At 48.4% G+C, this 11785-nt stretch carries 10 protein-coding genes and 1 riboswitch; all 10 genes read right to left on the bottom strand.

Annotation, left to right across the window (positions count from 1 at the left end; all coding sequences use genetic code 11):
• The coding region (locus Q0Y54_RS08435; protein WP_297966303.1) for a transporter substrate-binding domain-containing protein at nucleotides 1-1612 on the bottom strand (1612 nt) is incomplete at its 3' end.
• A 168-nt stretch (nucleotides 1613-1780) separates the two neighbouring features.
• Nucleotides 1781-2461: a hypothetical protein gene (locus Q0Y54_RS08430; protein WP_297966300.1), complete on the bottom strand. Its 681-nt coding sequence runs from the start codon at nucleotides 2459-2461 to the stop codon at nucleotides 1781-1783.
• Nucleotides 2462-2479: 18 nt separating this feature from the next.
• Nucleotides 2480-3445 (bottom strand): GTP-binding protein, encoded by a 966-nt coding sequence (locus Q0Y54_RS08425; RefSeq protein ID WP_297966297.1) that lies wholly within the window; start codon nucleotides 3443-3445, stop codon nucleotides 2480-2482.
• Between the two features lie 27 nt (nucleotides 3446-3472).
• A complete protein-coding gene (locus Q0Y54_RS08420) occupies nucleotides 3473-4612 on the bottom strand; it encodes a CobW family GTP-binding protein (protein ID WP_297966285.1) in 1140 nt (379 codons plus the stop codon).
• 138 nt (nucleotides 4613-4750) lie between these two features.
• A complete protein-coding gene (locus Q0Y54_RS08415) occupies nucleotides 4751-6097 on the bottom strand; it encodes an MATE family efflux transporter (protein ID WP_297966282.1) in 1347 nt (448 codons plus the stop codon).
• A 33-nt stretch (nucleotides 6098-6130) separates the two neighbouring features.
• Entirely contained in the window at nucleotides 6131-6919 is a 789-nt protein-coding gene (locus Q0Y54_RS08410; protein WP_297966278.1) for an ABC transporter ATP-binding protein, read from the bottom strand.
• A complete protein-coding gene (locus Q0Y54_RS08405) occupies nucleotides 6912-7700 on the bottom strand; it encodes an ABC transporter ATP-binding protein (protein ID WP_297966276.1) in 789 nt (262 codons plus the stop codon). Before Q0Y54_RS08405 ends, Q0Y54_RS08410 begins: the two co-directional genes overlap by 8 nt.
• A gap of 10 nt (nucleotides 7701-7710) precedes the next feature.
• Entirely contained in the window at nucleotides 7711-9300 is a 1590-nt protein-coding gene (locus Q0Y54_RS08400) for an ABC transporter substrate-binding protein (RefSeq protein WP_297966274.1), read from the bottom strand.
• 180 nt (nucleotides 9301-9480) lie between these two features.
• A complete protein-coding gene (nikC, locus tag Q0Y54_RS08395; protein ID WP_297966306.1) occupies nucleotides 9481-10287 on the bottom strand; it encodes a nickel transporter permease in 807 nt (268 codons plus the stop codon).
• Nucleotides 10288-10379: 92 nt separating this feature from the next.
• Nucleotides 10380-11315, bottom strand: a complete 936-nt coding sequence (gene nikB / locus Q0Y54_RS08390; protein ID WP_297966272.1) for a nickel ABC transporter permease — start codon at nucleotides 11313-11315, stop codon at nucleotides 10380-10382.
• Nucleotides 11316-11447: 132 nt separating this feature from the next.
• Nucleotides 11448-11653: riboswitch (cobalamin riboswitch) on the bottom strand.
• Nucleotides 11654-11785: the final 132 nt, after the last annotated feature.

Genomic DNA, 11785 nt, shown 5'->3' with positions numbered 1-11785 from the left:
AGGAATATAGTGTTGCCAGTACAAAGACAAAAATCACACTGCCCACCGCTATCACCATAACGCTGTTGTCCCGGATAAAATCCTCCATCGTATACTTGGTATCTGATTGGATATACTTAAACATATAGTCTGATACCACCGATTTATCCATGAGGGCTATACCCTTGTTCAGAATGGAAAAATGCTCTGATTGATTTCTCGGCACACATATGCAATATGACAGACTGGAACCCAGGGGCATGGTCTTTATGCTGTGATATTTGGGATCATTCAGCCGTTCCTTTAAATGATAGGAGGACATTATGGTACATGTGGCATCGCCACTGAGAATAGCATCCAGGGATTTTTCCACACTTGGATAACGCTTTATCTCACTGTCCTTATACGGCTTCATAATCTTTTTTATTGGATTGTAATACAGACCGATGGTGGTAAAGGTTTTATCGGAATATTCTCCCTTGTAGGCCACATACATTGGAACGCTGATAATTTCCGAGGTATAGCTGAAGGTCTTATCCTCACTGTATTTCACTGACCCAAAGGAAGGAAAGGACATATCGATCTCATTGTTTTCAAAGCCATTCAGTAAAGCTTCAATGCTGTCATAGGCCACGTATTCAACAGAAACCCGGTCACCTATATGAAGATTGTTTAAAATCATCCGAATAACATCTACAATGATTCCCTTTGGATTACCTTCCCTGTCCTGGGCACAGAATGGCATATAGTCCTTGAAATACCCTACCCGCCATACCTTGTGATTGTTAAGCCATCTTTCCTCATCATCGGACAAGGTGCTATTTATCAGGCTGGCACCATAGCTGGTGTATTGTAATTTTTGTATGAAGAATGGATCTGCCCGTTCAATGTCCGCCAGGGCGTAATTAAGCTCATACAAAAGCTCCGGCTTTGTATTGGTAACTGCCAGATAAAATGGCTCCTGCCCCACCTTTATAACCGGTGCATAGCCGGAATCCACCCTGATATTATTGTCAGTTGCAACAATTCCGTCAATCCTTCCCGCTTTAAAATCATTATCCCGGGCCTCAAAGCCATCATAATATACGATGTCTATATCAACACCGTTTTTCTTCGACCATTGCTCCAAAAAATAGGTCATGCGATTATCTCTGATGCCACCGATTTTCTTGTCCTTCATGGTGGAAAAATCAAGGGAATTCATGACCTTATTGTTTTCATTCTGATAAAGCCAATAATTGTCCATCCCCATGATATAGTCCGGAAACAGCATATACTGTTTTCGTTCGTCACTGACTGATATACCGGCCATCATGTCAATTTCGCCGCTTTTTAGCATATCAATCAGCTCTGACCACTGGCCATGGACGAATTCGTACTCCCAATTGGTATAATTAGCCACCCTAAGGAGGTAATCGTAGCAATAGCCGCTTCTCACCCCATCGGAATCCATATCCTGAAAGCCGGCACTATCATACCAGCCCATCCTGACCACCTTCGTGGGAATATCTTTACCATTATGGGCGTCCTCAGCTGAAGAAATGGCCAAGGGCATAACAAGAAAAAACACAAAAAGGATGCTCAGAATAGTGGCCACGGCTTTAGTCTGTTGTTTAGCAAATAATCGAAGCATTACGGTTCACCCCATACATGGAAAAGCAAAAACTTACACTTATCAGTATATTCTTTCGACATATTATTATAATTATCCTGCTTTTAATTCAATAAAATGAATACAAAAAAGAACCCTCAGAGAAGAGTACATCTCCGAAGGCTCCTTCATTGTATTCTTATCAAAGGCTCATTGGGCCGCCCGGCGGCGGATTTCCCTCAAGCGGTGGGCCATGTGGGCCCTCAGCTTGTCCTCCAGCTCCACCAGGCTTTTTGAGTCAAAGGTGTAATTCATTTCCGGAATATTTCTTATCCGGGCCTCACCAAAAAATTCATTGCGAAACTCATTGTAATAAATTATAAAATTGCTCTCAATGGAAAAATCGGAATAATCAAATACTATATAGGAGCCATTGAGCACCCTTACCATTTGGGCAGGCCTTATATACAGTTCAAAGCCCTCCAGCTCCTCCGGCAGAATATCCCTGTAATCCCATTCAGTTATGTTCAGCTCCCTGGTAACATAGCTGATGGCATTTGGATTATATATGACCAAATCGTGAACCGCCCCATCCAAATATTTTCTCAGGTGCTGCTCATATTCCCCAAAGGAAGCAGTGATAAACTGCATGAGACAAAATTCCGTAAGGCCCCGGCGGATTTTCAGCTTGTATTCCTTGGTTTCCTGATGATAATAGGCCACCAGCCCCAAATGCTTTTCCTCATTTACATAGGAAAATAATTCAAAGGTATCCCCTGCCTCCTGATAAAGCTTGCTAAGGGTGAGACCATACAGCTCCGCCGGCAGCTCGTCAACATAGGCCCAATCCGCCGTTTCCTGCTGTATTTTTTCCAAAATATCCGGCTTCATAATATAAATCCTCTATTATCAATTAAAGTAGACGATGGTATCCTCCGGCTTCTTTTCCTCGGTAAAGGCCTCAACCTTCATTTTCAGGTTGTCCACTTCCCCGTTCTTGTCGTATTTAACGTGGATGACGCCAGTTACCTTTCCCCATTTACGCTCATTTTTTTCATGGTTAAGCTGCTTAAAGGGTGCCCCGGTGCCGGAAATCCCCAAAAACATCATATCCTCGGCACAGCAGGCCATGCCAACCCGACCAACCCCATAGTGAATAACCCCGTCCTTTTGGGCCGAGCAGAGGTAGCCATCAAATATGATACGCTTCTTGTCATAGTGGTCAGGGTGGTCCTGCATATCCACAAACCAGGCACCGTAATCATCCAGCTCCAGCTCGATTTCATCCTTATCGATGGAAAAGGGCAGCTCCGGCTCCTCCTCCACAAAATCCTCCAGGTCGGATTCAAAAATAACCTGGGCCCGGCGGTTCACCACCCGAACATTGCGGCGAATATCCTGCTGGCGGGTATCATGATCACAGCGGTTAAAAATAATCAGCTCACAATAGCGGAACAGGTCCACGAACCGGTCCTTCATATTCTTCTGATAAACCTCGAAGGTTTCCGCATTGACCATGCCAATGTTCTGGAAATCGAACCATTCATCCGGCAGGGGAATATTCATATAATCACCGGCACTCCACATGCCATTGGCTTCAATCAGCACACTGGAGGGATGATATTTTTTCTGAAGCTCCTGATAAAACTCAGTGGACAGCTCCTCCATATCCTCCACCACAATAATCCTGGAATGGCTTTCCTCCAACAGCTCCTCGTCTATTTCTTCTTCACCCTCCTCACCTAAAATAATGAGGTTGCACTCAGCCTTGGCAAATTGGTTATTCTGTAAAAAATCCTTGATTACACTGGTTTTACCGCTTTCCAGCAGACCCATAAAGTAATACACAGGAACATTTGGTTTTTCTGTACTCATTTAACTGTCTCCCGATTATCCAATGACTTATTCACCCAGGAAAAGCTCCTTCAGGCTATGCTCCTGCAGCTTGCTGCCGATAACGCAGAACCGGCCGGTATAATCGGCAGCACCGGTTACTACACTGCTCTCCCCCGGCACGTAGTTGAAATGGAGCCATTCGCCGTCCTTGGCGGACATCACAATGCCCTTGGCCCGGAGAATAACCCCGTATTCATCGGCGTTCACCAGCTCGGCCAAAATATCCTTCAGCTCCTGGGCAGTATATCTCCTGGTGGTTTCCTGGCCCCAGCTGCCGAATACATCATCGGCATGATGATGGTGATGATGATGGTCATGGTCATGATGATGATCATGGCAATGGCAATCAGGGTCGCTGCACTCCTCACCATGGTCGTGATGATGCTCGTGATCGTGGTCATGATGGTCATGGTCATGATGATGCTCGTGATCGTGGTCATGATGGTCATGGTCATGATGATGCTCGTGATCATGGTCGTGATCATGGTCGTGATGTTCATGGTCATGATGATGGTCATGATGGTGCTCCTGAGCCACCTCCTCCACCTTTAGAAGCTCACTGTGATGGAGGGCATCCAAAATCTGTTCACCGGAAATATGGTCCCAAGGAGTAGTAACAATCGGTGCCTTTGGATTATGCTCACGAATGATATTAATGGTCTCCTGCAGCTTCTTCTCATTTACATCCTGACTGCGGCTCAGCACGATGCAGTCGGCATGGGCAATCTGATCAATGAAAAATTCACCGTAATTCCGGGCATACATTTTGCATTTCTTGGCATGAACCACCGCAATGCTGCCATCAATAACCACCTCATCATTGCACACCTTGGAAACGGCCACCTTTACGTCGGACAGCTTGCCTACACCGGAGGGCTCAATAATAATCCGGTCAGGATTGTAGGTCTCCATAACCTGCTTTAGGGATTCCTCAAAATCCCCTACCAGGGAGCAGCAGATACAGCCGGAATTTATCTCCTTCACCTGCACCCCGGCTTCCTTCATAAAGCCCCCATCGATGGCAATCTCGCCAAACTCATTTTCTATGAGACATATTTTGTCATTGAAGCCATCATTTATAAGCTTCTGAATCAAGGTGGTTTTACCAGCCCCTAAGAAACCGGAAAATATGTTAATTTTTGTCATACCAAAACCTCCATTATTATTTATAAAACTAAAGGCAGCTTCCGCAGCACTGCAAAAACAACCTTCAATATATTATACATCAATGATAATCTTTGTCAAAAAAAATTGGACTGCCGCCGCAGTCCAATTATACACCTTCTAAACCTGTTCCGGTGCCCATTGTTCAGTTTTCACCAATCGCCATAGAAGCAGACTGGCACAGGCGGCCCGCAGGCTTTGGTCCAGGGCCAGGGCAATCCACGCCCCTACCAGCCCCATATCCAGATAATAGAGGAAAAAGGCGGTAATTAAGGGCCGAAGCACCGTAATACTGAGGAAGGAATAAATGGCCACCTGGGCTGATCTGCCGCTTCCCCGCAAAATTCCGGCACACACCATCTGCTGGGCCTCGGGAAAGCTGACCAGGGCCACAATGAGCATAATCAGCCCCCCAAGGGGAAGCAAGCTTGCGTCGGAGGCATAGAGGCCAAAAATTTCCTCCCGGAAAAGGGCCGTCAGTACAAAGGACACCAGGGAAAACATGGCACTCCATTTGACGCTGACCCTCAGGGTTTCCTTCCAGGCCGCCATATCCTTGGCTCCCTTGGCATGGCAGGCCATAACCGTACTGCCCTTCCCCAAGCCACCGGCAAAGCAATAATAAAAATCGCAGAAATTCATACAGATAGCGTGAATTGCATAGGGCAGCATACCCAGCTCAGCCACCATACGGGTGTAGATTACCATACCGATACGCTCAAAGCCCTGCTCGGAAAATACACTGCCAAACAGGGGCAAAAATTCCCGGAAATAGGCCCTATCAGGCCAAAAGCCGGTCTTGTCCATAATCCCCCGCTGCCACAATTGCCACAGGGCATGGCCAAAGGTATAGATGGTACCCACCAGAGTGCCGATAGCCGCCCCCCGGACTCCCAGCTCCGGAAATGGCCCCAAGCCAAAAATCAATAGAGCATTGACGATTACATTCAGGACATTGCCCTGAATATTGGTCCGAAGCACCACCGCCGTTTCACCAAAGCCCAGCTGAAGGGCCTGAAGAATTGCCGTAAGGGAGGTCATGTACACCGCCGCCAAAGCAATCCAGCCATAATCCAGGGCCAGCCGGAGATACCCGGTCTCCGCCCCCATCCACAGCAACAGCTCCGGTAAATAGGCAAAAAAGGCCAGATGGAGCACCAGCATTACCGCTGCCCCCAGCACCAGGGATTGCCTGAGGATTGTGGCCGCCTGCTGCTTACGGCCCGCCCCATAATGCTCGGCAGTCATCAAAGTAACCACCGAGGCCAGGGAACGGGCCACCGTCAGCAGCATCATCCGGGGCTGGGTAAAAATGCTTACCGCCGCAATGGCGGAGGCCCCCAGCATTCCCACCATAATCAGATCCACATTGCTCAGGAGTATCATGCACACCCCTTCCAATGCGGCCGGCAGGGACAGAGTCAGATATTGGCGATCAGTCGGTGACAATTTAAACTTATTAAGCATAAAAAACTCTCTAATAAGATTTATTAGTCATATTCAATGAACGGTAAAGACAGCCCCCAGCAATTCCTTGGTATAAGGATGCTTGGAGTCCGCCAGCTTATCTCCCGGCAGCTGCTCCATTACCCGTCCCTTCTGCATCACCACAACCTTATGGCTGAACAGGCTGACCAGGGCCAGGTCATGGCAGATGAAAATATAGGTTATACCCTTTTCCTGCTGTAATTTGACCAGCAGCTTAATGATACTGTCCTGCACAGAGACATCCAGGGCACTGGTGGCCTCATCGCAGACAATCACCTCCGGTTCAAGGGCCAGGGCCCGGGCAATACCCACCCGCTGACGCTGTCCGCCACTCATGCTGTGGGGATACCGGTTGGCAAAGTCCTGGGGCAAATCAACCTGCCGGAGAAGCTCTTTGGCCCGTTGCTCCACTTCCCCTTTGGAGATAATGCCAAAGCTCCTCAGGGGCTCGCAGATAATATCCTTCACCTTCATTTTTGGATTAAAGGCCGTGGCCGGATCCTGAAATACCATTTGGATATGGCGATAATTCTGACGTTTTTCCTTGTCACTCAGCTTGGTAATATCCTGGCCGTGAAACATTACCCGGCCGGAGGTTGGCTCATGAATTCCCATAATGGTCTTCACCAGAGTGGATTTGCCGCAACCGGATTCACCAACAATGGCTGTGGTTTTTCCCCGGGGAATTTCTATGGAGATATCATTGCAGGCCCGTAACACATTGCCATCGGACAAGGTAAATTCCTTGGTAATATGCTCAATGCTCATAAGGCATTCATCAGCAGTATTTACTTCAGACATAACGCTTGCCTCCAATCTCCGGTACTGCAGCCAACAATTCCTTTGTGTAATTGGACTGCGGATTAGTCAATATATCCTGGGCCTTGCCGTATTCCAGCACCCGGCCGCCGGCCATAACCATCAGCTTGTCCGACATATAGGAGGCCACCCCCAGATTATGGGTCACCATAATCATGGCCGTACCTGCTTCGCGAACCACCTGCATAAGCTCCTTTACAATCTGGGCCTGGGTAGTTACATCCAGGGCCGAGGTAGGCTCATCCGCCAGCAGAAGCTGGGGATGAAAGGTAATAGCCATGGCAATACCCACCCGCTGGCGCATACCGCCGGACAGTTCAAAGGCATAGGAGGAAAGTATATTTTCAGGATTGGGCAGATGCATGCGAGTGAGCATCTCCACTGCCTTGGCCTCCGCCTCGTCAGCACTCATATGGCTATGCAGCTGAATGTATTCTATAAACTGATGACCAATGGTCTGAACCGGGTTCAGCATATTGCCTGAATCCTGAAAAATCATGGATATATCCTTGCCCCGCAGCTCCCGCCATTGAGCATGGGAAAGACCATTAAGGTCCTTCCCCTTAAACATAATTGAACCATTGCTTACATGACCGTCCCCGGACAACAGGCCCAGGACAGCGCGGATAACCGTGGTTTTACCACTGCCGGATTCACCCACGATAGTCAAAATCTCCCCTTCATTTAGCGAAAGCTGTACCTTCTCTACTGTAGGGGCCTCTTCACCATAGGTGATGTCCAGGTCCTTTATTTCTAATAACATGGATTGCTCCTTACTTGGCCGCCGGCTTAATCAGGCTGGTAACCCAATAGTAGTCGGAAGGATACATCTTTACGCCAGCCAACGCATTATTAAAGATAATGTTGGTCTGAGGATAGCCCAGGAACAGGGCAGCACCATCATCCATAATCATCTGCTGAATATCGATAATGAGCTGACGACGCTTCTGCTTGTCAAATTCTACAGCCAATGCGTTGAACTTGGCATCCAGGGCCGGATTGCTGTAGCCAGAGCCATTCTGCGGATTTTCACCATTCAGGTTGGACTTCCAGTACCAGGAGAGATAAATCTCAGGGTCGCCGGTGTTGGCCGTAGTAATATTGGAAATCAGCAGGTCATACTCACCCTTGATACCCATCTGGTCCACCAGGTTATAATCTACGCTCTTGATGTTAATATCAAAGCCCAGCTTCTTCAAATCGGCCTGAACCGCCTCGGCATAAAGCGGCAGCTCGGCGCGGCTGTTATACACCACAAAGTCCAGCTTCAATGGCTGTCCATCCTTATCCAGAATACCATCACCATTGGTATCAGTCCAGCCAGCTTCCTTCAGCAGCTTGGCAGCCCGCTCCGGGTTGTATGCATTAGGATCCTTCAGCTGGTCAAAGCCATAATCCATGGATGGCGGTACTGGAGCCTTGCCAGGGATAAAGGTGCCCTTTAACAATACCTTGTTATAGGTTTCACGGTCACAGCCGCAAATCAGGGCCGCACGTACCTTAGGATCCTTCAGAATGCCCTTCTGGTTCAGACGGGCCAGCACAGTACGCAGAGAGGAAATCTCATCAACGGTAAAGCTGCTGTTGCCACGGAAGGAATCCATATCACCGGCGGCGATATTTACGGCCATATCCACATCACCGGACTGAAGAGCCATGGCCCGGGTATTAGGATCATCAATGGATGGAATTTCTACGGTTTCAAATGGAACCTCCCCACCCCAATAATTAGGGTTCTTCTTCATAACGGACTTTTCCTTGACAAAGGATTCCACCATATACGGACCGGTGCAGATTGGACCCTCCTTGGAGAAATCGCGGCTGCCCTCGGCCTTGGTATCAACGATTATGAACAATGGATCAGCCAGGAAGCCGGCCATGTTCGGGGTTGGTTTATCAGTGGTTATAATAAGATTCTGGCCCTCAGCCTTAATGGAATTGTACTTAAAGAAGGTGGCGGCCCGGCTGTTCTTGGCAAAGGCCCGCTCAATAGATGCCTTAACGGCTTCGGCAGTCAGGGGATCCCCATTGGAGAACTTGACACCATCCCGAATTTTAAAGGTCCAGGTCAGCTTGTCATCACTAACCTTCCATTCCTCGGCCAGCCACGGCTGAACATTCATTTTTTCATCGAACTTGGCCAGGCACTCTCCCAAGCCATAACGCATAACTACCCAACCAAAGAAGTTCTCTGTTGGCTCCAGGGTATCGGCAAAATTGGTAACACCAACCTTCAATACGCCCTTATTTACAGCATCACTGCCGGCGGAGCCGCCACAGCCGGCGATTACCACTGCAGCCATAGCAGTACACAAGCCCACACTGATGGCCTTCCAGATTTTCTTGGTTCTGAAAAAATTCATTTTTTTCATCCTTTCTGTATTCATATAACGAGGTGAAGATTTCCCCCTCCTCTTTAGGTGGGGGTGAAAACAAACTTCAACAGGTGGTGAGCATATCTCCCACCTCGTTGAAACGCTAATTGGAAGATTTTTCTTCTAAAGAAGAAAAATTTGAACAATGGCGTTATAAGATAATATTTATTAAGTCTGACGTGGATCCAAAATATCCCGCAGACTATCTCCCCAAAGGTTAAAGACGGCTACCACAATGAATATTGCCATGCCCGGATAAACCATGAGCCAGGGGGCCGTCTGGATATACTGGCGTCCCTCATTGAGCATCAGGCCCCACTCAGGCGTAGGTGGCTGGGCGCCAAAGCCCAGGAAGGACAGGCCGGCTATCTCCATCATCATGGTACCGATATCCATGGCGGCAGTAATAACCACCATAGGCAGGGTATTGGGCAAAATATGCTGCCAGATTATCATCTTGGTGCTGGTGCCACACAGCTGAGCAGCAGTAATAAAATCCTGATTGCGGATTTTCAGTACCAGACTGCGTACCAGACGGGCATATTTGGCCCAGCTTACTACACACAGGGCCAGAATGGTATTTATAACACTTCCCCCCATTATACCGGCAATGGCAATGGCCAACACGATACCCGGAAAGGACAGCATCATATCAGTAAACCGCATGAGCACCATTTCCACCTTGCCGCCAAAATAACCGGCCAGGGTTCCCACCAGGGTTCCCACCAGGGCCACCATTACCACCAGGCATATTGTCATAAACAAGGAGGTTTGGGTGCCGCAAATAATCCGGGACAGGGTATCACGGCCCATCTTGTCAGTGCCCAACAGGTGCTCGGCAGAAGGAGTCTGCAAGGCCAGCTTCATATCCCCCACCAATGGATCCTGGGGAGCCAGCCAGGGAGCAAAAATAGCCACCAATATAATGAGGATTACTAATGCGGAATAAACAGAAAACTGCCTATTGGCCTTCATTCTTGCCCACAGGCTGCTGTCAACATCTATATCAATTCCAACATGCACAGCATCTGCCTTTGAGGCATGGGCAAAGGATTTAACTACAGCCATTATCGTGCCTCCTTTTTCAACCGGGGGTCAAGCCATGAATATGACATATCTACCAACAAATTGATTACCATATAAACAATGGCAATCCAAAGAACAAAGCCCTCTATAAGGGGATAATCACGCATGGAGATGGCCCGTACAGCCATATTGCCAATGCCTGGCCAGGAGAATACCATCTCAATTACTGCCACACCGCCCAACAGCCAGCCGATGGACATACCCAGCAGGGTAATAAGGGGCAAAATGGCGTTAGGCAGCACATGCTTCCATAATATGGTGGTTTCTGACAGCCCCCGGGCCCGGGCCCCCACCACATAATCGTGGTTAAGCTCCTCCAATATTACGGTGCGCACCTGCCGCATGTACTTGGAGGACATATAAATGGCCAAGGTCAGGGCCGGCAGGACGATGCCCGCAGCCGTAACCTCAGACTGGGCAATGGGAAACAGCCGCAGCTTCAGGCCAAAAAAATACAGCAAGAGCAGCCCAATCCAAAAGCTGGGCATGGAAACCCCTATAAATGAGATGCCCCGCACTATATAATCCGGCAGCTTGTTGCGCTTCACCGCCGACCATATACCCAGGGGCAGGGATATTAAAAGAACGAAGATAATGGTTACTATGGCCAATAACAGCGTACCGGCAAACCCCTCCAGCAGCTTATCAGTCACCGGCTTCTTGGCAGAATAGGACATACCCATATCGCCATGGAGCACCCCACCGGCCCAATTGGCATACTGTACCAAAAATGGCTGATCCAGGCCCAAATCGTGGCGGGTCTGTTCCACCAGCTCGGCTGATACCACCGTATCGGCCGTCTCCAGCAGCATGGAAACCGGGTCTCCGGGAGCCAGCCAGGTCAGACAAAAGGTCAGAAAGCTGACCCCTATCAGGGTGCCCAGCATCTGCATAAGTCGTCCCAAAATTTTCTTCAAATTTAATCATCTCCTAAATTTTAAACATAAAAAAAGCCCATCTGCATGGGCAGAGGGGCACAAAAAACCAATCGGCATAACGACACAAGAAAAACGCCGATTAATTCAACCTCCCTGTCGCTCGCAGGTAAAAATGGTGAATGCTAACCAGGCAGTTCTTCTGGCTCCAGGTCATCATGAATGCTGTGCCTTCCCAAAGAAGCTTGTCCTTCTTCAGTGACTGGATAAAGCTGACTGCCTATCCTTACAGCATCACTCTCTGTAACAGTGGCGGGACCGCTCCGGCTTGTACCGGATTCCCTATTAAGTCTTGCGACACCTGATTCAATATATTAACTTGTGTACTGCGTAATAACCGTGAGTTATTATACCATCGGGGTATAAGGTTGTCAAATAAAACCAAATTCCAATATCAAAATAAACAGCCACCCGCCTAGCGGGTGGTTTTTCAGTTTCGGGCATAGCCCTTT

The sequence above is a fragment of the uncultured Anaerovibrio sp. genome (assembly GCF_947302755.1).
In the GTDB taxonomy this organism is placed as follows: Bacteria; Bacillota; Negativicutes; order Selenomonadales; family Selenomonadaceae; genus Anaerovibrio.
This window is presented reverse-complemented; position numbering and strand designations above follow the sequence as displayed.